Source organism: Microbispora sp. CL1-1 (assembly GCF_012034195.1).
Taxonomy (GTDB): domain Bacteria; phylum Actinomycetota; class Actinomycetes; order Streptosporangiales; family Streptosporangiaceae; genus Microbispora.
Genome location: NZ_JAATEK010000025.1, coordinates 69,756 through 89,202, shown reverse-complemented (window position 1 = coordinate 89,202; position 19,447 = coordinate 69,756). Strand labels below are relative to the sequence as shown.

The window sequence follows — 19,447 nt, the reverse complement described above, 5'->3', positions numbered from 1 at the left end:
CCGGGAGCACGCCCTGCCCGGAACCCGCGTAAGCCGGCAGCCGAGCGAGCCACCCCGTCACACGCGCCCTCGCTTCCCCGTGGTCGTACGACGACGCAGGCAGGGCCGGGTCATATGGCGAGGCGTGCGGGCTCGGCGGTGACCTGCGGGTCCACGTCCACCTGCCTTGTTGTCTTCCGCACAGATCGGCCCCGCGGATCTGACGAGTCCATCGCTCACCGGTCGCGGTTCGAGTCCCGCGCGGTGCGAGTGGCGATGAAGGCCGAACGGTTGATGTCGACGGCGTCCTTCCATTCGGGATGGTCTTCGACGTAGTCGGCGACGAACCCGCAGTAGACGCCGGCCCTGGACCGACTCCGGCTCAGATCTTCGAGCGCGTAGCGCGCCAGGGCCGAGGCGACGCCTCGATGCCGTTGGTCCGGGTCCACGTAGGAGTGCGTGAGCGAGATCCGCCCACCGGTCGTCTCGTACGCGAGACTGCCGACGACCTGCCCGTCGATCAGTGCCTCGTACAGGCGGGTGGTCTCGTCCTTGCGCACCTCAACGGCGGCCGGTGATCGATTCATGCCGTCCTCTCGCCTCGTTCGTCTCCAGTCGGTGCCTGTGGGCGGTTGTCAGCTCTCGATCCGAACCTGCCGCCTGTCGAAGGCGACATAGCCGCTGAAGTCGCGGCCGACGCGGGCCGCCGCCGACTCCTTGATGCCGGGGTAGGACCACGCGCCGTCGCTGAGCACCGTCTCTCCGGCCAGGACGTCGTGATACTGCGCCTTCCCCTTCCAGGGACAGGTGTAGGGCGTCGGGCTGTCGCGGAGCGTGCCGGCCACGACCGAGTCCGGCGGGAAGTAGACGTTCCCCTCTATCCTGACCACCGCGTCGTCCGCGGCCTCGGCCACCACGGTCTCCCCCACCACTGCCCGCATGTCCGTTTCCCTTCATCGATCCTTTGGCCGGCCGATGGTCGCGGTCAGGCGAGGCCAGGGGCGGGCGAGAACGACCACGAGCTGGAGCCCGAGAGGTCGAGCCACGTGCCCCGAGGTGTCCGGGCCACCCGGGCGACCATCGCCTCGCACTCGCGGCAGCGCAGCACGGTTCCAGGCCCGCCCATGTAGGCATGCAACTGCCCGAACGCCTGCGCGGCGCCGCAGCCGGCGCAACGGACGGTGGCGATGGTCGGGTCGCCCGCGATGATCCCGGCGAACTCGCCGGCGGCGGCGTTGCCGTCCAGGACCGGGCCGGTGCCGCCGCCGGGTGCGGCCGGGGTCGAGAAGTCCGAGGTCATCGAGTAGCTCCCGTTGCTCCGAATCGTTCCGTACGTATGCGATCTTCGGGGTATCCCGTCGTGCGGAGCAGCCGTGTGGCGTGGTCGACGAAGCCGGAGGGGCCGCACACGTAGACCCGGGCCGCCAGAGGCTCCGGCCACGCGGACGGAGGCCGGATGTCCTCGACCGTGAGGTGTCCGGCGGCACGGAGGTGCCCGTCGGGGACCCTGCGCGTGTAGACGAGGCGCACGTCCGCGAACCCCGGCGCGGACGGATCGGCCGACATCTCTTCCAGCTCGGGCCCGTACATGAGGTCGCGCGGGCCGCGAAGCGAATACACGAGCATGGTCCGCGTCGGGTCCCCCGCTCGCTTCCGGGCTCGCACCATGGTGACCAGCGGCACCACTCCTGATCCACCGGCGATCAGGAGCACCGGGCCGTCCCCGATGGACGGGTCGCCCGGCTCCCAGACGAACCATCCGCCGATGGGCCCGCGTACGTCGAGCTCGTCGCCGATCTCCATGGTCTCCACCAGGTAGGGCGAGACCTCGCCATGGGGCAGGAGGTCGACGGTGATCGCGACGCGGTCGGGTGTGGCGGGCTCGGCCAGCGAGTAGCTCCGCTGGGCCGAGTAGCCGTCCGCCGCTGTGAGACGGATATCCACGTGCTGGCCGGGCAGATGTCCGGTCCAGCCGGGCACGTGGAGATCGAGTGTCCGGGAATGCCACGACTGCGAGTGCACACCGACGAGCGTTGCCTTGCGCCAGCGATTCCCTGCCAGAGCCACGGAGCCCAAGGCCGTGTTCGTGTCAGTCATCGGCGTACCGCTGCTCGCGCCATGGGTCGCCGTACGTGTGATAGCCGAAGCTCTCCCAGAAGCCCGGCTCGTCGGAGCGCTGCATGGTGATGCCCTTCACCCACTTCGCGGACTTCCAGAAGTAGAGATGCGGCACCAGGAGCCTGGCCGGACCGCCGTGCTCGGCGTGAAGCGGCTCTCCCTCGAACTCGTACGCGATCCAGGCCCTGCCGCCGAGCAGGTCTTCCAGAGGGAGGTTCGTGGTGTAGCCGCCGTACGAGTGGACCATCGCATAGTCGTCGTCGGTCTCGACGTCCTCGAAGAAGGTGTCGAGCGCGACGCCCCGCCACCGGGTCCCGAGTTTCGTCCACCGGGTCACGCAGTGGATATCGACGTTGATCTCCTCGGAGGGCAGGGCCGTCATCTCGTCCCAGCTCCACCGCTTCGGCTCGCCGATCTCCGGTGTGATGGTGAAGCTCCACCTCTCCGTCGGGATCAGCTGCGTCGGACCGGCCGTCAGCACGGGGAATCCGTGGGTCAGATGCTGGCCGGGCGGCAGATCGGCGGCACGCGGGTCGTGATGGCCGAAGAAGCCACGCGAGATTGTCACCCTGTGCTCTCTTCCAGACCCAACGGTCTCTAGTGGTGGGCGCCTCACGGACGAGTTGATGGACTCTTTGGTCCAAACTAGGGTCCGGCTGCGACCGGTGTCAAAGCGTACCTGGCCCGCTATATGCCGCATGTGACCATGAGATAGGTTGCAGAAATTGGACTATATAGACCAAACTCCGACGAGATGGCCAGGGAGGCAGGCTGTCGATCAACGCCTCCGGCCGGTGATGTCGTGGCGCGGCCTGGCGAACCGAGAAGGTGACTCCGTGACTGATGGCAGATGCTCCGACATGGTGCGATTCGGCGGCGATCTCGGGCTGGCACCGGAACACCTCCGGGGTTCGCTGACCGCTCATCTGGCCGACTGCCCGGACTGCGCGTCGTATGTCTCACAGATCGCCACGACCCGCGAGGTCCTCGGACGGCGCTCAGGTCCCGGTGGCGTACGGAACGACGGGTCCCCGGCGGGCGCCGAGGCCTTGCGACGTGCTCTCCTCGCGCGTGCCGAACTGCTCGACCCCGCGAACGCCGAGGACCTCGCCCAGCGATCGCTGGAGGTGGGCCTGGCCCTGCAACGCAGGGATTCCCGCCCGCGAGGGATCGCCGAGCTGACCACGATCATGCACGCGCTCAGTGACGCGCAGATGTGGCTGGAGGGCCGCACGACGCCCGCCGTCGACGTCGACGCGGCCGCCCGAGCCCGGGCGGGCTCACTGGACGACCTCAACAGCGATGCCGATGAGCCCGAGCTCTTCTATCCGGATCTCTACCCGGGTGAGGGCGGGATCGACGGGTGGGTCGTCAGCCCGAGCCGGTGGCGGTACGGCGCGGAGATCCTGGGCCCGGAGGAAGCGGACGAGACCGGAGAGGTGTACGACCTGGTCGACAAGGCGCTCGGCGAACTGCCCGAGCCGCTCGGCGACCTTCTCGCGCTCGTCGACATACAGGGCTACCCGCTGACCGGCGCGGCGCGGGCACTCGGGCTCGATGAGCCATCGGCGACGGCTTCCTTGGCCCGCGCCCGGAACCACGTCCGTGGCCGTCTCGACGAGTACCTGCGTGGTGTGTCCCGGTAGGCCAAGACCACGATTCGGTACCCCCGCGAGAGCGGTGGCCCTTCGGGGTGGCCGTCGGCGGCCGTTCGGGGTGGCCGCATCACGGGCGCGCGGCAGATGGGCGGCGAAGGGTTGCGCCGAGGGGTGCCCAGCAGGGCAAGGGTGGTGGCGAAGGGGTGCCCAGCAGGGCAGGGGCGGCGGCGACCTGCGATGCGGCCCACAGGTCGCCGCCGCTTCGGCCCAGGCCCGTGCGGGACCATGACCCCGCCCCCGAGGTGACCCCGCCCCCCGAGGTGACCCCGCCCCCGAGGTGACCCCGCCCCCGAGGTGGCTCAGCCGGGGACGATGAGCCCGCGCTGGTAGGCGCGTACCAGCCGGCGGGGCACCAGGAGCTCGCGGCCGTTCACGGTGATCGGCACCAGGTCGGGCGGAGTCGCCTTCCACTGGCTGCGACGGTGGCGGGTGTTGCTGCGCGAGGTCCTGCGCTTGGGAACGGCCACGATCACCAGCTCGCCTTCGTCACGCCCGGCAGTTCGCCCCGATGGGCCATCTGCCGGAACCGGATCCGCGACAGCCCGAATGTGCCGAGATATCCCCGCGGGCGGCCGTCGACGGAGTCGCGGTTGCGCACGCGGGTCGCGCTCGCGTCGCGCGGCTGGCGCGCCAGCTCGCGTACGGCCGATGCCCGCTCTTCCGGAGTGCCGGTGCGTACGACCTCCTTCAGCTCCGCACGCCGCCGGGCGTAGCGGGCGACCACGGCCTTGCGCCTCTCGTTGGCCGCGATCTTGCTCTTCTTGGCCATCAGATCTTCTCTCCGCGGGCCCGGATCCGGGCGACGGCGGTCTCGATGCCGATCTTGTCGATGGTCCTGATCGCCCGGGCGCTGAGCGTGAGCCGTACATAGCGGTTCTCGCTGGGCAGCCAGTAGCGGCGGTGCTGGATGTTGGGGTTCCATCGCCGGCGGGTGCGGCGGTGGGAGTGGGAGACGCGGTTGCCGAAGACCGGCGCGGCTCCCGTGAGCTGGCAGTGCGCCGACATCAGGCCCTCCCGTAGCGCTGGTTGAACCGCTCGACCCGGCCGGCGGTGTCGAGCACCCTGCTGCGCCCGGTGTAGAAGGGGTGGCTCGCGGAGGAGACGTCGACGTCCACCACGGGATAGGTGTTTCCGTCCTCCCACTCGATCGTCTTGCCGCTGGTGATGGTCGAGCGGGTGAGGAAGGCGAACCCGGCGCCCGGGTCGCGGAACACGACCGGGTGGTAGTCGGGGTGGATGCCCTTCTTCATCGTTCCTCCCGGAATGCGACGTGCCTGCGGATGATCGGGTCGTACTTGCGGAGCGTGAGCCGGTCGGGGTCGTTTCGCCGGTTCTTGCGGGTCACGTAGGTGTAGCCGGTGCCCGCGCTCGATCGCAGCTTGATCACGGGGCGTAGCTCGTTTCTGGCCATGGGCCGTTCCTCTCTCGCCGTCGGTATGTGTAATGATAACGATAATCGTTTTCGTTCCGGCAACCCGGAGGCACCCATGTCCACCCCCGTCGTCCTGGTCGCGGGCCTGCACGCCTCTGCTCGCACGGCCGTCGTCGATCGCCTCCTGCGCGACCATCCCGGCTCCGTGGCCGTCCACCACGACCTGCGGGAGGTGACCGCCGACCGGGTGCAGCGCGTGGTGCGCGACGCGTCCACCGTGCTCGACCTGGCCGACGTACGGCTCGCGCACGGCTGCGTCACCTGCACCGTCCGCGAGGACCTGCTCCCTCAGCTGGTGCGGCACGCCGCCACCGCGTCGCTGCTCGTGGTCGACCTGTGGGACTCGGTCGAGCCGCGCTCGGTCGCCGAGGCGCTCGACTGTGAGGAGGCCCACGACATCCTGCGGCTGACCTGCGTGCTGACCGCGCTGCACGCCGAGCACATGCCCGTCGACATCACCCGCGGCGACCGCCTCCGCGAGACCGGCCAGATCGCCGCGTCCGGCGACCAGCGCTTTCTCGCCGAGGTCCTGGCCCGGCAGATCGAGTACGCGACCGCCCTGTCCGTGCACGGCGGCGACGAAGAGGATGTGGAGCTCTCCCGCGCCGTGCTCGCCCACCTCGCGCCCTGCACGCCGGTTTTCGCCCCGGGTTCCGCCGAGTCGCCGCTGCCCGACGTGACCGGCGCCCGGTTGTGCACGCGGGAACTGGCCGAACGCGTCGACCCCGCCACCGCCCAGCTGCCCTGCGACGCCCAGACCGACGAGATCACCACGGTCGTCTGGCACCGGCTGCGCCCGCTGCACCCCGCCCGCCTGTTCGAGGCCGTGGACGAGCTGGTCACCCAGTCCGTACGCTCCCGCGGGCGGTTCTGGCTGGCCAGCCGGCCCGATCGGCAGCTCGCCTGGGACGCGGTCGCGGGCATCGTGTCGGTCGAGGACGCCGGGCCCTGGCTGGCCGCGCTGCCGGAGGCCGCCTGGGACATGGTCTCCCCCGCCCGCCGTACGGCCGCCGGCCTCGACTGGGACCCCGTCACCGGCGACCGGGTCCAGCACCTGGTGTTCACCGGGCCCGACCTCGACCGCGAGCGCCTCCACGCCCTGCTCGACTCCTGCCTGCTCACCGGGGAGGAGGCACGGGCGGGCTCCGGCGTGTGGGCCGGTTACGACGACCCCTTCGCCCACATCCTCGACCTCAAGGAGATCGCATGAAGCCCCGCCGTACGCCCCGGAAGAAGGGCAACCCGCTGCAGGGCGTGAGCTACGTCGACTACAAGAACACCGACCTGCTGCGGAAGTTCATCTCCGACCGCGGCAAGATCCGCAGCCGCCGCGTCACCGGCGTCACCGTGCAGCAGCAACGCCAGATCGCCCGCGCCATCAAGAACGCCCGTGAGATGGCGCTGCTCCCCTACGCATCCCAGCCGCGTTCCTGACCGGCACGGCGCCCCCGGCCCTCGGCGGGCAGACCGTCGACCCGTTCGAACCACAAGGATTGACATGAACACCTCCTCCCTCCGTCGTCCCGCCGTGCTCGTCGTCGCGGGCGTGGCTTCCGTGCTGCTGGCCGGCTGCGGCGGCTCGCCTGCTCCCGCGGCGTCCGCGGCGCCGTCCGCGAGCGCGTCCACGAGCGCGTCCACCGGCGCGGTCGCCGTGGTGACCTCCACCAACGTGTACGGCGACATCGTGCGGCAGATCGGCGGCGACAAGGTCGCGGTGACCTCGTTCATCGCCAGCCCCGACCAGGACCCGCACTCCTACGAGGCCAACACGCAGAACCAGCTGGCCCTGTCGAACGCCAAGGTGATCATCGAGAACGGCGGCGGCTACGACGACTTCATGGACAAGATGCGCGACGCCGCCGGCAACACCACGGCCCAGGTGCTGAACGCGGTCGAGATCTCCGGGAAGACGGCGGCCGCCGGGGAGGAGCTCAACGAGCACGTCTGGTATGACTTCCCGTCCGTCGCGCGGCTGGCCGACTCGATCGCCGCCGCGCTGGGCAAGGCCGATCCCTCCGGAGCCGCCGCCTTCACCGCAGGGGCCGAGGCCTTCAAGCAGAAGCTCACGCCGCTGGAGGAGCAGGAGGCGACGATCGCGCAGAGCGCGAAGGGCACCGCCGTGGCGATCACCGAGCCGGTCCCGCTGTACATGATCGAGGCCTGCGGCCTGACCAACGCCACCCCCGAGGACTTCAGCGAGGCCATCGAGGAGGGCAACGACGTCTCCGCCCGCGTCCTGCGGGACACCCTCGCCCTGTTCAGCGGCAAGAAGGTGCGGGCCCTGGTCTACAACTCCCAGACCTCCGGCCCGGAGACCGAGAAGGTCCGTGAGGCGGCGGACGGCAGCGGGATCCCCGTCGTCCCGGTCACCGAGACCCTGCCCTCCGGTGAGGACTACATCGGCTGGATGACCGCCAACCTCGACGCGCTCGGCAAGGCCCTGCACGATGACTGAGCCGATGACCGAGCCGGTGGCCGAGCCGGTGGCCGAGCCGGTGACTGGGCCGATGATCGAGCGACCGGGCGCCGTCGCACCGCAGGCCGCCCCCACCGGCGGATCGCCCGTCGTCCTCAGCCTGACCGGCGCGGAACTGCGCCGTGGCGAGCGCGTGCTGTGGTCCGGGCTGGACCTGGAGCTGCACGGCGGCGAGTTCATCGCCGTGCTGGGGCCCAACGGAGCGGGCAAGACCAGCCTGCTGCACGCCGTCCTGGGCCAGGTGCCTCTCTCCGCCGGCACCCTGCTGATCGGCGGCCGCCCGCCGCGGCGAGGCGGCGATCTGATCGGCTACATCCCCCAGCAGCGTGCCGTCGCCCCGCACACGCCACTGCGCGCCCGCGATCTCGTACGGCTCGGCGTCGACGGCCACCGCTGGGGTCTGCCCCTCGGCGGCCGGGGGCTGCGGCGCCGCATCGACGAACTGCTGACCGAGGTCGGCGCGCAGACGTACGCGGACATGCCGCTCGGCCTGCTGTCCGGCGGCGAGCAGCAGCGGGTGCGCATCGCGCAGGCCCTGGCCACCGATCCCGCGCTCCTGCTGTGCGACGAGCCGCTCCTGTCGCTGGACCCGCATCACCAGCACGCGATCGTCGACCTGCTCGACCGGCGGCGGCGCGCCCGCGGCACCGCGGTGCTCTTCGTCACCCACGAGCTCAACCCGGTGCTGCCGCTGGTCGACCGGGTGCTCTACCTGGCCGGGGGCCGGTTCCGCGTCGGCACGCCCGACGAGGTGATGACGTCGTCCGTGTTGTCCGACCTGTACGGCGGCCAGGTCGAGGTGGTCCGGGCCCACGGCCGCTACCTGGTCGCCGGCGCATCCGTCCCGCATCACCTCGACCACACCGAAGGCGTCCCGTCATGAGCACCGGCATCTGGCACCAGATCTTCAACTACGACGACTACGGGCAACTGCTGGCTCTGGTCACCAACTCGATCATCGCCGCGGCCGTGCTGGGCGTGGTCGGCGGCCTGATCAGCACGTTCGTGATGATGCGGGATCTGGCCTTCGCCGTGCACGGGATCGCCGAGCTGTCCTTCGCCGGCGCGGCGGCCGCGCTCCTGCTCGGGGTGAACGTGGTGGCGGGATCCCTGGCCGGATCGGTGCTGGCCGCCGCGGTCATCGGCGCCATGGGAGTGCGCGTCCGCGACCGCAACTCCGCCATCGGCGTGCTGATGCCGTTCGGCCTGGGCTTGGGCGTGCTGTTCCTTTCGCTGTACAAGGGCCGCGCCGCCAACAAGTTCGGGCTGCTCACCGGTCAGATCGTGGCCGTGGACACGCCGCAGACCGCTTGGCTCATCGGCGTGTCGGTCGTCGTCCTGGTCGCCTTGGCGGTCATGTGGCGTCCGCTGACCTTCGCCAGCCTCGATCCCGAGGTCGCCGCCGCCCGCGGCGTGCCCGTCCGGGCCCTGTCTCCCGTGTTCACCCTGGTGCTGGGTCTCGCCGTGGCCACGACCATCCAGATCGTCGGCGCTCTGCTGGTGCTCGCCCTGGTGGTCACCCCAGCGGCCGCCGCCACCCGGGTGACCGCCTCCCCTCGGCTTATCCCGCTGCTCAGCGTCCTGTTCGCCGTCACGTCCGTGGTCGGCGGCATCCTCATCGCGTTGGGCAGCAGCATCCCGATCAGCCCGTATGTCACCACGATCGCCTTCGTCATCTATCTGGCCTGCCGCGCCGCCGGTGCCGTACGGGCCCGGAGCGGCTGGGCGCGCAGACCCCCGGCCGCGGTCGCGGGCTAGAGGTCGATGACGACCTTGCCGTGCACGTGCCGGCCGGCCTGGAGCTCGGCCGCGCGGCGGATCTCCTCGATCGGGAAGCTCGCCGCGATGGGCACCCGGAGCCGCCCCGCCGCGACCAGGCGGGCGATCTCTTCCAGGGCGCCGGGGGCGGCGTTCGCGCCGTTGGCCGCCGCCACGCCCTCGACCTGTGCGGCGATGGTGCAGATGCGGCCGTCCGGGACGCCGAGCTTCCTCGCGGCGTGCACCGTCTCCGTGCCGTGCAGGTCGATGGCGGCGGTGACACCGCCGGGGGCGAGGTCGCGGACCCGGTCGGCCAGGCCGTCGCCGTAGACGACCGGCTCGGCTCCGAGATCGCGCAGGAAGCCGGCCGAGTTCGCCGATCCCGTCCCGATCACGCGCGCTCCCGCGAGCCGGGCGAGCTGGACGGCGAACACGCCGACCCCGCCCGCCGCGCCGCCGATCAGCACGGTGTCGTCCGGGCCGGGGTCGATCACGGCGAGGGCGGCGGACGCCGTTCGCCCGGCGATCGTGAGGGTGGCGGCGGTGCGGTCGTCGACGCCGTCGGGAGTGTGATGGGCCTCGTTCGCCGCGATCCCTCCGGCCGGGTCGATCACCACGAAGTCGGCGACCGCGCGGGACAGGGCGCCCCCGAACACCCGGTCGCCGGGCGCGAAGCCGGTCACCCCGCCACCGACCTGGTCGACCAGCCCCGCGTAGTCGGTGCCGAACCCGGCCGGGAGGCTCAGGCCGAACCGGGCGGCGGTGTCCGCGTCGGCGGTCATGATCCAGTCCATCGGGTTCAGCCCGGCCGCGGTGACCCGTACGCGGATCTGTCCCGGGCCCGCCTGGGGAGCGGGAACCTCGCGGACGTCCAGAACCTCGGGGCCGCCGAACGAGTCGAGCCGGACCGCCCTGCCCCTGCCCGTCGGCGGTTGATCGTGCTGCATGTGCGCCTGCCTCCTTGGGGGAACACGAAACGGACTATGCTCCGTTTCGATGGACGACCCTAACACAACCGGAGCGTGTTCCGTTTTGACTGAGGCAGAGATGCGCGCGACACGGGCGGACGCGGCCCGGAACCGCGACCAGTTGCTCGCGGTGGCGACCCGCGTGTTCGCGTCGGCCGACGCCGAGCCGTCGATGCGTGCGATCGCCCGCGAGGCCGGGGTCGGCATCGCCACGCTCTATCGGCACTTCCCGACCCGAGAGTCGCTGGTCGACGCGGTCTACCGGGACCAGGTCGTACGGCTGACGACCGGCGCCCGCGAGCTGCTCGGCGAGATGCCTCCGGCCGCGGCGATGCGGCGCTGGATGGACCTGTTCGGCGACTGGATCGCGACCAAGAACGGCATGCTCGGCACGCTGCTCGCGATGATCGAGTCGGGCGAGATCGCCCACGCGCAGACCCGGAACGAGCTGCTGGCGGCCATCACCACGATCCTCGACGCCGGCCGGACGGCGGGCGACCTCCGCTCCGACGTCGGCGCCGAAGACATCGCCGCCTCCCTCATCGGCATCTTCACCGTGGCACCCCGGCGAGAGCAGGACGCCAGGGCCGGTCGCCTGCTCGACCTGCTGATGGACGGCCTCCGACCCGCCGACCGCCCGGCCTGAGCCTGCACCGAGCAGGCCTGAGCCGGTCCGAGCCTGGACCGAGGCGGGCACCGGAGCACGGCCGCACCCGTGAAACGATCATGAGTGCCGATGCCGTACACATGGAGGAGAGACCACCGCATGACAGCCGCGCGGAAGATCCGGATGCTCGTCACCGGAGGCGGGACCGGCGGGCACACTTATCCCGCGCTCACGACCATCTCGGCCGTCCGCCGGCATGCCGCGGCGCAGGGCCGCGACCTGGACGTGCTGTGGGTGGGCACGGCCGACGGGCTGGAAGCGCGGATCGCCATGGAGCACCACATCCCGTTCAGGGCGATCAGCGCGGGCAAGGTCAGGCGATCGCCGAACCTCCGTGAGCTCGGCCGGAACGTGGCCGATCTTTTCCGGATCCCGATCGGGGTTCTGCAGGCCGCCGGGATCGCCGCGCGCTACCGGCCCGACGTGGTGTTGTCGACGGGAGGGTATGTCTGCGTGCCCCTCGGTCTCGCCGCTCGCCTGCTCGGCCGTCCGCTGGTCATGCACGAGCAGATCACCGCGCTCGGCCTGGCCAACCGCATCCTGGCCCGCGTGGCCACGACGATCGCGCTCACCCATCCCACCTCGATCGACCACCTCCCCGCGCGGGCCCGCGCGCGGGCCGTGGTCACGGGCAACCCCATCCGTCCCCAGCTCCTGCACGGAAACCCTGTCCGAGCGCACCAGCGGTATGGCCTCGCCCCGGACCTGCCGCTCGTCTACGTGACCGGCGGCGCGCAGGGCAGCAGGCAGATCAACACCCTGATCGAGCGGATCCTGCCCACGCTGCTCACCCGCGCCCAGGTGCTCCACCAGTGCGGCCGGGACTGGATCGGCCACCTCACCGAGGTCGCCGCCGGCCTGCCCGCCGGGATCGGCGCGCGCTATCACCCCACGGCGTACGTCGGCGAGGAACTGCCCGACGTGTACGCCGCCGCGGACGTCGTCGTCTCCCGCAGCGGCGCGGGAACCGTCGCCGAGCTGGTCGCGGTCGGGAAGCCGTCCGTCCTCATCCCGCTGATCCCCGCCGCCGGAGACGAGCAACGCGGCAACGCCCGCTACCTCGTCGAGGCCGGAGCCGCCCGCGCCCTGCTCGAACCCGGCCCCACCCCCGAGCAGCTCCTGGCCGAACTCGACGTGCTGCTCGCCGATCCCGGCCTCCGCGTGCGCATGACCCATGCCGCCAGAGCCCTCGGACGGCCCGACGCCGCCGACGCCCTCGCCAGGGTGATCCTCGACCAGGCGAAGTGACCCCCCTCCGTCCGGGTGCGGCCGATTCCTTTTCGCGGCGACCGGGGTCTGTACGGCACGTTCCTGGACGGCCCGTGACCGCCGTACGTGGCCGGTTTCGATGCCGGTTTCGATGCCGGTTTCGAGGCCGCCGGTGAGGTCGTCGCGATGGGCGAGGGGGTGACCGCCCCGGGACCGGGGCCCCCACGCGCGCTGCTCGACGGCTACATCGCGGCCTTCGAGCGCTCCGACGCCGGCCTGCTTGAACAGGTGCTGCGTGCGGACGCCACGCTCGAGGCGACGCCGTTCCGCGACTGGCAGTCGGGCCGGGCGAGGTGCGTCCACATGCTCGGCACGTACGTGCTGGGCACTCCGGGCGACTGGCGGATGATCGCCACCGCGGCCAACGGCCGGCCCGCCGCCGTCGTGTATCACCGGGACGCCGGCGGCGTGCTCCGCGCCGACGGCGCCGTGGTGCTGGCCGCGACCGCCACGGGTGTCTCCCGCGTGGTCAAGTTCCATGATCCCGCGCTGGTCGCGATGTTCGGCTTCCCGGACGTGCTCGCGGACACCGCTTCCCTGCCACTCAGGCGGCGGTGATTCCGCCGTCGACGGCGAGCGCGGCACCGGTGATGAACCGGGCTTCGTCGCTCAGCAGGAACGCCACGAACGCGGCGATCTCCTCCGGCTGCCCGATCCGCCCGATCGGGTGCATCGCCCCGGCCACGCGCAGGGACTCTCCCGGCGACGGACCCATGTTGTCGCGCAGCAGCGGCGTGTCGACGCCACCGGTGACCAGGGCGTTGATCCCGTGGTCGAGCCGTGCATGCGTACGAGCCCCTGAACGCGCTTGCCGTCGGCCGGCGACGAGCGCAGGACACCTGCTTGAGGGCGCCGCCCGCCGGCTACGCGGGCGCCTACGCCGAAGTCAGGAGGTGTGCGCCCGCGCGGTCCGTTCGGCCTGGTCGATGGCCCAGGCGGCGTTGATGAGCCCGATGTGGCTGAACGCCTGCGGGAAGTTGCCGAGCAGCGCGCCGCTCCCGGGATCGACCTCCTCCGACAGCAGGCCCACGTCGTTGGCGTACGCGGCGGCCCGCTCGAATGCCTCCCTGGCCCGGCCGACCTGCCCGGACACGGCGAGCGCCTGCGCCAGCCAGAACGAGCACAGCAGGAACGTGCCCTCCTCGCCGGCGAGGCCGTCGACGCCGTCCTCGGTGCGGTAGCGGTAGACCAGGCCCTGGTCGTCGGTGAGCCGCTGCGCGATCGCGTCGATCGTGGAGAGCACCCGCGGGTCGTCGGGCGGCAGGAAGCCGGTGATCGGCACCATGAGGGCACTGGCGTCCAGCTCGTCGGAGCCGAAGGACTGCGTGAACGCCCCCACCCGCTCGTTCCAGCCCTCGCGCAGCAGGGCGTCGCGGATCTCGGCGCGGGTCAGCCGCCAGGACTCCGTACGATCCTGCGCCCGGAGCAGGCCGGCGAGGGTGATGCCGCGGTCCAGCGCCACCCAGCACATGAGCTTGGAGTAGAGGAAGTCGCGTGGCTCTCCGCGTATCTCCCAGATGCCCTGGTCCTTTTCCGTCCAGCGCTCGGCCGCGGTGTCGGCGCAGGCGACGAGGAAGCGCCTGACGTCGTCGTCGATGCCGCCGATCTGGCGTTCGAGGCGCGCGGCCGCGTCGAGCAGCTCGCCATAGACGTCGATCTGCCGCTGGTTCCACGCGCCGTTTCCGACGCGTACGGGCCGGCTGTCGCGCCAGCCGCGCAGGTGCGGCAGGGTGCGCTCGCTCAGGTCGTGCTCGCCGCGGACGCCGAACATGATCTGCAGCGCGCGGTCCTCGTCCAGAGTCGGGGCCGCGGTGGTGAGGAAGGAGAAGAAGTCGCTCGCCTCGTCGGGGCAGGCCGCGACCCACAGGGCGCTCATGGTCAGTGACGCGTCCCGGACCCACGTGAACCGGTAGTCCCAGTTGCGCGCACCGCCGGGCCATTCGGGCAGCGACGTCGTGGCGGCCGCGACGATCGCGCCGCTCGGCTGGAAGGACAGCGCCTGCAGCACCCGCCCGCTGTGGTGCACGAGGTCGCACCATGGGCCGTCATAGGCCTGGTGGAGGCTGGACCACGACCGCCAGGCGGCGATCGTGCCGTCCAGCCGGGCCGCCAGCTCCGTCTGGTCCCACACCCGCGCGGGAGTCTCCTGCGGCGTCGAGCGGTGCATCCCGAAGTGCAGTGTCTCGCCCTCGTGCACCGTGAACGCGCCGTACGCGCTGCCGTCCTCGATGCGGAGGGGGACCGGCGTGGTCAGCACGAGCGACTCGGCTCCGCCGTGGGCGGTGACGCCGCCGTCGGCGACGGACAGGATCGGGTGGATCAGGCCGTACTCCGGCCTGGGCCGGTAATCGACCTCCATCGGCACCTCGCCGCCGAGGCCGGACACCCGTCGGGCGAGCAGGTGCGGCACCCCGACGCCGAGCCGGTGGCCGCCGTCGTCAGGCCCGGTGAGCAGGGCGTCGGTGAGGACGGCCGTGCCGCTCCCGGTGCGGAACGTGGTCTCCAGCACCATCGTCCGCGGCAGATAACGGCGCGTCGTCTCGAAGGGGATGGCCGGGCGGATCGACCAGTGCCCGGCCTCGTCGTCCAGCAGGCGGGCGAAGACGGACGGCCCGTCGAACCGGGGGAAGCACAGCCACTCGGCCGATCCGTCCCTGCTGATGAGGCCGGCGGAATGGCGATCGGACACCAACGCGAGGTCGGCGATGGGGGTGGTGCTCATCAACGCCCGATACCCGGAGAAGACCACGACCGTGCGTACGGGCTGGGCAAATCGCGGCAAAAGCAGCGGAGCGCTCCGTTAGCCCGGCGCGACACCCGGCCTGGGCTACCGGCGCTCGGCGGCCCGCAGGGCGTCCGCGGCCGTGAGCAGGCAGGCTCCGAGGAGCACGGCGTCCTTCAGCAGGAACTGCCCCGTGAGCGACAGCTTCGGTTCGCCGTGTGTCTCCTGCCACGCCCCGGGCGTCGTGGCCAGGAAGCTGAGGGTGGTGGCGAACATGCCGACGGCGGCGAGGCTGCCGAGGGCCGACACTCTCGGCGCGATCGGCTTCGCTCCGATCAGCGCTCCCAGAGCGATCTCGGCGACGCCGAGCAGGCCGGCGAGCCTCTTCTCCCCCAGCCTGGCGACGAGCCATGCGAGCGGGGGGCTTGCGGTCACGAGGGGGCGGATGTTGTCCACCTCGTAGTCCTCGAATTTCAGCCGGCCGATCTCCAGAAGGTTGAGCGCAAGACCATACCGAATGGTCGAAATCCCGAGACTGTGCACGATTTTGCCGATGCAATGCAGTTCCATCGAAGCCTCGCTCACCGCGTCGATTGCGCTCGATGTAGGACTCGCGGGCGACGACCATGCGGCCGGGCCGTGTCCGCGGCGCCGCTCACCACGCTACTCCGGTCGGTTTCGCCGCCGGACGGCGCTCGGCGCCCCGGAAGCGGGCCGGCGTGCGCTCACGCTCCCGGGAAGGGCCGTGGCCGTGCGTTCTAGGCCGCGTAGACGGGGGCGAGATCGGCGCAAAGTAGGGATTTCCTCCCCCGGCTCACGCCTCGGCCGCGTTATTGCTCCCCGACACGAGCGCGCTGGCGATGCGTTCCTGCCGCATGATCTCGGCCTTCAGCTGCCCGAGGTCGTCGGCATCCACGGTGCGGCAGGCGCCTGCCATCTCGGCCGCGCGGTCGAAGGGGCGCTCGCGGGTCGCCCACAGCCGCCCGGCATCGCTCCGCAGGATCCGCCAGCCATCATGCGACCCAGGCATGGGGAGCGTGTTCACGTGGGCAGACACTATCCGATCATGATCACGACTGGACCACGAGGGGTGTGGTTTTATCCCCCGAGCGGCCGTAGAGGGGGCGATAGGAGATAAATCCACACCAGGGACAAGATCTTTACACCGGGAGCCCGCGCCCGCCCGGTGTCCTCCCGCCCCTCCGGCGGACCCCTGGTGATGAGTTGTCGCGCCCGCGGCCGTCACACCTACGACGGGACACGACGACGCGGAAGGATGACGCGATGGGTGCGGACACGCTGCTGAAGGAGCTGGGCGTGAGCGGTCTGGGCGAGCTCGACGAGCCGGGCTTCTCGGCCTTGACAGGACGGCACCGGCGGGAGCTGCACGTGCACTGCTACCGGATGCTCGGGTCGTTCGAGGACGCCGAAGACGCCGTACAGGAGACGTTCCTGCGGGCCTGGCGGCGGCGGGAGACCTTCGAGGGGCGGTCGACGTTCCGGGCCTGGCTCTACCGGATCGCCACCAACGCCTGCCTGGACCTGCTCGCCAAGTGCCGTCCGGAGCCCGCGACCGGCGGCGAGGCGCGGTGGCTGCAGCCGTACCCGGACCGGCTGCTGGACGAGCTGCCCGCGGGCGACGCGGACGAGCCGGAGAGCGTCGCCGTCGCGCGGGAGACGATCGAGCTGGCCTACCTGGTCGCCGTACAGCACCTCGCGCCGCGCCCGAGGGCCGTGCTGATCCTGCGGGACGTGCTCGGCTGGCCGGCGAAGGACGTCGCGGAGCTCCTCGGAGACTCCGTCAACTCCGTGAACAGCGCGCTGCAGCGGGCCCGCGCCGGCATGCGGGAGCACCTGCCCGCCGAGCGGCAGGACTGGACCGGCGGCGAGGAGGACGCCGGGACGCGCGAGCTGGTGCGCCGCTTCACCGAGGCCAGTGTGGCCACGGACATCAAGACGATCACCACGATGTTGCGGGACGACGTCCGCTGCTCGATGCCGCCCACCCCCGGCCTGTACGTCGGCCGTGAGGCGGTGGTGAACGACTGGATCCAGGACGGCTTCGAGCGCCTGGAGAACCTGCGCGCCGTCCCGGCCTCCGTGAACTGGCAGCCCGCCGTGGCCTTCTATCTCTGGCGGGAGCAGGAGGGCGCCTACCTGCCGCTGACGATCGACGTCCTGCGCATCACCGGCGGGGTGATCACGGAGATCTTCGTCTTCCACGCCGACCGGTTCCCGCGGCTCGGCCTGCCGGAGCGCCTGCCCGCGGACGGCACGAAATAGCCGCCGTCACCGCATGGCCGTGGTCAGGCGGTAGCGCGAGGGCGGGATGCCGTACCGGTCGAGGAAATTCTGCCGGAGGCTCTCCGTCGTGCCGAAGCCGCAACGGGCCGCGATGGCGGCCATGGGCAGGGACGTGGAGACGAGGAGATGGGCGGCGGCCTCGGTGCGGGCGCGGCGGACGAACCGGCCCGGGGTCTGGCCCAGGTGCCGGAGGAACAGGCGGGTGAGATGCCGCTCGCTCACGCCCGCGCCTGCCGCGAGGGTGGCCGTGGTCAGATCGCCGTCGAGGTGGCTCGTGATGTGGTCGACGACGCGCTTGACCAGGCCGTCGCTCGGCGGCGGGCTCTCGGTGAACATGCTCATCTGGGCCTGGTTGCCGGGCCGCTGCAGGTAGGCCACCAGATAGCGGGCCACCTCCCGGGCGAGCGGCGCCCCGTTGTCCTCTTCGATGAAGGCGAGGGTGAGGTCGAGGGCGCTCGTGACCCCGGCCGCCGTGGCGACGTTGCCGTCGCGGATGAAGATCGGCTCGGCGTCGACGGTGATCTCCGGGTGGCGGGTGGCGAGCACGTATCCGTACTTCCAGTGCGTGGTGGCCCGGCGTCCGTCGAGCAGTCCGGCGGCGGCCAGCACCGCCGCGCCCGTGCACACCGAGGCGACGCGGCGGCTCTCCCGGGCCAGACGGCGTACGTGACCGACGATCACCTGGCTGGCGGCGGCGTCCTCGTGCCCGATTCCTCCCGACACCACGAGCGTGTCGAGCGGTCCGGTGATGTGCTCAAGGGCCTGCTGCCCCTGCAGCGTCAACCCGCTCGCGCACGTGATGGGCAGGCCCGACGGGGTGGCCAGGCACACGTCATAAGGCGGCGCGGCGCCGTGCAGGTTCGCCATTATCAGGCTGGACGTCACGCAGGAAATGTCCAGCAACTCCGCCGCATGGTATCCGAGCACGACCACACGTCGTCGAGTCATGGCCCGACTCTATGTCGGAAAGGCATAAAGCCAAGATATCCGGGCCTTTCGGCGGCGCTTTCTTCCATGAAAGGGCGAAATGTCATATCGCGCGGCCCCGGCTACTCGTCCTCAGCCTGACGTGCGGCCTGGGCGGTGACGCGCTCGACGGCCTTGACGGCCACGTCGGGCTGGTCGACGTAGATGTAGTGGCCGCTCTTGGCGGCCGTGCTCAGCGTGCTGTCGCTCGACAGCGCGAGCCACCTGCGCTGGCCCGCGGCCCACGCCCGCTCCAGGCGCGGGCCGTACGTGGGGACGGCCGCGAGGTACGGCGTGCCGTGCTGGATGACCTCCACCGGGATGTCCCCGGCGGAACGGACCTTGCCGTCGGGGACGACGAGCTTCTCCGGGTTCTCGCCCTTGAACACCGCGAGGTTCTGCGCGCGCAGCTCGGCCGCCGGGCCGGTGGCCGACTCGGGGATCGCCGTGCTGATGTCGTGCAGCATGGTGGACGGGGTGGCGTCCATCAGGACCAGGCCCTTGACCCTGTCCTGGTGGTCGGGGGCATATCTGGCGGCGATCAGCCCGCCCAGCGAGTGGCCTGCCAGGACGACCGGGCCGTCGCCGGCGACGCGGTCGATCACCCCGGTCAGGATCTTCCCGGTGCTGGAGAAGCTCTGCGGGCCGTCCGGCTTGTCGCTCGCGCCCTCGCCGAGCCGGTCGTAGGAGCAGACCCGGTTGTGCTCGCTCAGCGTCTTCTGGAAGGCGGCCAGCTTGTCGAGCCCGTCACCCGCCCCGGCCAGCAGGACGACGACGGGCCCGCCCTTCTCCGGGTCGCCCGAACAGGACACGTTCACCGACCGGCCCGCGACCTCGATCTTCGTGGTCCCGGAGATCGGGGCGGCGGCCGTCCGCGTGGCGGGGGCGAGGGGGTCCCAGTCGTCCAGCGACTCGCCGTCGCAGCCCGCGACTCCCGCGCCGAGCACGGTGCAGCACAGCGCGGCCACGACGGATGTCCTGATCCTGGGAAGCATGAGGTCCTCCGGTGAGGGATTCGACGCAGGGGGACGCGCACGGCGGTGCGGCGGGAAAGCGGGCACGGCGCCGTGGCTGCGTCGTAACGCTACGGATCGGGTGGTCCGAGATCGTCACCGCTCAGTGGACATTCG

General features: G+C 71.4%; 27 protein-coding genes. 10 read left to right on the top strand and 17 right to left on the bottom strand.

The window, feature by feature from the left end; translation table 11 throughout:
* Positions 1 to 215: 215 nt before the first annotated feature.
* Genes HCK04_RS26185 through HCK04_RS26165 form a run of 5 tightly spaced genes read right to left on the bottom strand, consistent with a single transcriptional unit; the run spans position 216 to position 2,665 of the window.
* Entirely contained in the window at positions 216 to 566 is a 351-nt protein-coding gene (locus HCK04_RS26185; protein ID WP_142650048.1) for a GNAT family N-acetyltransferase, read from the bottom strand.
* 48 nt (positions 567 to 614) lie between these two features.
* Positions 615 to 920 (bottom strand): DUF427 domain-containing protein, encoded by a 306-nt coding sequence (locus HCK04_RS26180; RefSeq protein WP_142650047.1) that lies wholly within the window; start codon positions 918 to 920, stop codon positions 615 to 617.
* 44 nt (positions 921 to 964) lie between these two features.
* Complete coding sequence (locus HCK04_RS26175) at positions 965 to 1,279, bottom strand: DUF6510 family protein (RefSeq protein ID WP_142650046.1); 315 nt, start codon at positions 1,277 to 1,279, stop codon at positions 965 to 967.
* Positions 1,276 to 2,076 carry an FAD-binding oxidoreductase gene (locus HCK04_RS26170; RefSeq protein WP_142650045.1) on the bottom strand — a complete coding sequence of 267 codons (801 nt, stop codon included), beginning with the start codon at positions 2,074 to 2,076 and terminating at the stop codon, positions 1,276 to 1,278. The genes HCK04_RS26175 and HCK04_RS26170 overlap by 4 nt, the downstream gene beginning before the upstream one ends.
* Entirely contained in the window at positions 2,069 to 2,665 is a 597-nt protein-coding gene (locus HCK04_RS26165) for a sulfite oxidase-like oxidoreductase (RefSeq protein ID WP_260617404.1), read from the bottom strand. Before HCK04_RS26165 ends, HCK04_RS26170 begins: the two co-directional genes overlap by 8 nt.
* A gap of 268 nt (positions 2,666 to 2,933) precedes the next feature.
* Here HCK04_RS26165 and HCK04_RS26160 point away from each other — a divergent pair, with 268 nt between their 5' ends.
* A complete protein-coding gene (locus HCK04_RS26160; protein WP_142650043.1) occupies positions 2,934 to 3,743 on the top strand; it encodes a hypothetical protein in 810 nt (269 codons plus the stop codon).
* Positions 3,744 to 4,054: 311 nt separating this feature from the next.
* Here the strand turns inward: HCK04_RS26160 and rpmF are convergent, their stop codons facing one another.
* From rpmF to rpmG, 5 genes are read right to left on the bottom strand one after another with little or no spacing between them, the layout of a single operon-like run.
* A complete protein-coding gene (gene rpmF, locus HCK04_RS26155; RefSeq protein ID WP_076443167.1) occupies positions 4,055 to 4,222 on the bottom strand; it encodes a 50S ribosomal protein L32 in 168 nt (55 codons plus the stop codon).
* 2 nt (positions 4,223 to 4,224) lie between these two features.
* Entirely contained in the window at positions 4,225 to 4,524 is a 300-nt protein-coding gene (gene rpsN, locus HCK04_RS26150; protein ID WP_142650042.1) for a 30S ribosomal protein S14, read from the bottom strand.
* Positions 4,524 to 4,760 carry a 50S ribosomal protein L28 gene (rpmB, locus tag HCK04_RS26145; RefSeq protein WP_142650041.1) on the bottom strand — a complete coding sequence of 79 codons (237 nt, stop codon included), beginning with the start codon at positions 4,758 to 4,760 and terminating at the stop codon, positions 4,524 to 4,526. The genes rpsN and rpmB overlap by 1 nt, the downstream gene beginning before the upstream one ends.
* A complete protein-coding gene (locus tag HCK04_RS26140; protein WP_142650040.1) occupies positions 4,760 to 5,005 on the bottom strand; it encodes a type B 50S ribosomal protein L31 in 246 nt (81 codons plus the stop codon). Before HCK04_RS26140 ends, rpmB begins: the two co-directional genes overlap by 1 nt.
* Positions 5,002 to 5,166: a 50S ribosomal protein L33 gene (gene rpmG / locus HCK04_RS26135; RefSeq protein ID WP_142650039.1), complete on the bottom strand. Its 165-nt coding sequence runs from the start codon at positions 5,164 to 5,166 to the stop codon at positions 5,002 to 5,004. The genes HCK04_RS26140 and rpmG overlap by 4 nt, the downstream gene beginning before the upstream one ends.
* 76 nt (positions 5,167 to 5,242) lie before the next feature.
* Here rpmG and HCK04_RS26130 point away from each other — a divergent pair, with 76 nt between their 5' ends.
* The 5 genes from HCK04_RS26130 to HCK04_RS26110 all read left to right on the top strand — a co-directional run bounded on the left by HCK04_RS26130 (position 5,243) and on the right by HCK04_RS26110 (position 9,421).
* Positions 5,243 to 6,397 (top strand): GTP-binding protein, encoded by a 1,155-nt coding sequence (locus HCK04_RS26130; RefSeq protein ID WP_142650038.1) that lies wholly within the window; start codon positions 5,243 to 5,245, stop codon positions 6,395 to 6,397.
* Positions 6,394 to 6,621: a 30S ribosomal protein S18 gene (gene rpsR / locus HCK04_RS26125; RefSeq protein ID WP_142650037.1), complete on the top strand. Its 228-nt coding sequence runs from the start codon at positions 6,394 to 6,396 to the stop codon at positions 6,619 to 6,621. The genes HCK04_RS26130 and rpsR overlap by 4 nt, the downstream gene beginning before the upstream one ends.
* A 64-nt stretch (positions 6,622 to 6,685) precedes the next feature.
* Positions 6,686 to 7,642 (top strand): zinc ABC transporter substrate-binding protein, encoded by a 957-nt coding sequence (locus HCK04_RS26120; RefSeq protein WP_142650036.1) that lies wholly within the window; start codon positions 6,686 to 6,688, stop codon positions 7,640 to 7,642.
* Positions 7,635 to 8,546 carry an ATP-binding cassette domain-containing protein gene (locus HCK04_RS26115; protein ID WP_240971817.1) on the top strand — a complete coding sequence of 304 codons (912 nt, stop codon included), beginning with the start codon at positions 7,635 to 7,637 and terminating at the stop codon, positions 8,544 to 8,546. The genes HCK04_RS26120 and HCK04_RS26115 overlap by 8 nt, the downstream gene beginning before the upstream one ends.
* A complete protein-coding gene (locus HCK04_RS26110) occupies positions 8,543 to 9,421 on the top strand; it encodes a metal ABC transporter permease (RefSeq protein WP_142650035.1) in 879 nt (292 codons plus the stop codon). The genes HCK04_RS26115 and HCK04_RS26110 overlap by 4 nt, the downstream gene beginning before the upstream one ends.
* Here HCK04_RS26110 and HCK04_RS26105 read toward each other — a convergent pair.
* The gene (locus HCK04_RS26105) at positions 9,418 to 10,368 is read right to left on the bottom strand and encodes an NADP-dependent oxidoreductase (RefSeq protein WP_142650034.1); all 951 of its coding nucleotides are present in this window, start codon (positions 10,366 to 10,368) and stop codon (positions 9,418 to 9,420) included. The two genes, HCK04_RS26110 and HCK04_RS26105, sit on opposite strands and share 4 nt — an antisense overlap.
* Positions 10,369 to 10,468: 100 nt before the next feature.
* Here HCK04_RS26105 and HCK04_RS26100 point away from each other — a divergent pair, with 100 nt between their 5' ends.
* The 3 genes from HCK04_RS26100 to HCK04_RS26090 all read left to right on the top strand — a co-directional run bounded on the left by HCK04_RS26100 (position 10,469) and on the right by HCK04_RS26090 (position 12,883).
* Complete coding sequence (locus HCK04_RS26100; RefSeq protein ID WP_142650033.1) at positions 10,469 to 11,035, top strand: TetR/AcrR family transcriptional regulator; 567 nt, start codon at positions 10,469 to 10,471, stop codon at positions 11,033 to 11,035.
* 120 nt (positions 11,036 to 11,155) lie between these two features.
* Entirely contained in the window at positions 11,156 to 12,304 is a 1,149-nt protein-coding gene (locus HCK04_RS26095; protein ID WP_142650032.1) for a UDP-N-acetylglucosamine--N-acetylmuramyl-(pentapeptide) pyrophosphoryl-undecaprenol N-acetylglucosamine transferase, read from the top strand.
* 87 nt (positions 12,305 to 12,391) lie between these two features.
* Positions 12,392 to 12,883 carry a hypothetical protein gene (locus HCK04_RS26090; RefSeq protein WP_205830716.1) on the top strand — a complete coding sequence of 164 codons (492 nt, stop codon included), beginning with the start codon at positions 12,392 to 12,394 and terminating at the stop codon, positions 12,881 to 12,883.
* Here HCK04_RS26090 and HCK04_RS26085 read toward each other — a convergent pair.
* The 4 genes from HCK04_RS26085 to HCK04_RS26070 all read right to left on the bottom strand — a co-directional run bounded on the left by HCK04_RS26085 (position 12,870) and on the right by HCK04_RS26070 (position 16,092).
* Entirely contained in the window at positions 12,870 to 13,082 is a 213-nt protein-coding gene (locus HCK04_RS26085; protein ID WP_240971827.1) for an SDR family oxidoreductase, read from the bottom strand. The two genes, HCK04_RS26090 and HCK04_RS26085, sit on opposite strands and share 14 nt — an antisense overlap.
* A gap of 129 nt (positions 13,083 to 13,211) precedes the next feature.
* Entirely contained in the window at positions 13,212 to 15,047 is a 1,836-nt protein-coding gene (locus HCK04_RS26080; RefSeq protein ID WP_142650030.1) for a glycoside hydrolase family 15 protein, read from the bottom strand.
* 105 nt (positions 15,048 to 15,152) lie between these two features.
* Positions 15,153 to 15,617, bottom strand: coding sequence for a DUF417 family protein (locus HCK04_RS26075; protein ID WP_168066261.1), 465 nt, complete (start codon positions 15,615 to 15,617; stop codon positions 15,153 to 15,155).
* Positions 15,618 to 15,861: 244 nt separating this feature from the next.
* Complete coding sequence (locus HCK04_RS26070) at positions 15,862 to 16,092, bottom strand: hypothetical protein (RefSeq protein ID WP_205830729.1); 231 nt, start codon at positions 16,090 to 16,092, stop codon at positions 15,862 to 15,864.
* Positions 16,093 to 16,331: 239 nt separating this feature from the next.
* Between HCK04_RS26070 and HCK04_RS26065 the strand changes: the two genes are divergently transcribed.
* Positions 16,332 to 17,330, top strand: a complete 999-nt coding sequence (locus HCK04_RS26065; protein ID WP_142650028.1) for an RNA polymerase subunit sigma-70 — start codon at positions 16,332 to 16,334, stop codon at positions 17,328 to 17,330.
* A gap of 6 nt (positions 17,331 to 17,336) precedes the next feature.
* Here HCK04_RS26065 and HCK04_RS26060 read toward each other — a convergent pair whose 3' ends face one another.
* Complete coding sequence (locus HCK04_RS26060) at positions 17,337 to 18,299, bottom strand: DJ-1/PfpI family protein (protein ID WP_142650027.1); 963 nt, start codon at positions 18,297 to 18,299, stop codon at positions 17,337 to 17,339.
* A gap of 101 nt (positions 18,300 to 18,400) precedes the next feature.
* Positions 18,401 to 19,312 carry an alpha/beta hydrolase gene (locus HCK04_RS26055; RefSeq protein WP_142650026.1) on the bottom strand — a complete coding sequence of 304 codons (912 nt, stop codon included), beginning with the start codon at positions 19,310 to 19,312 and terminating at the stop codon, positions 18,401 to 18,403.
* Positions 19,313 to 19,447 lie beyond the last annotated feature (135 nt).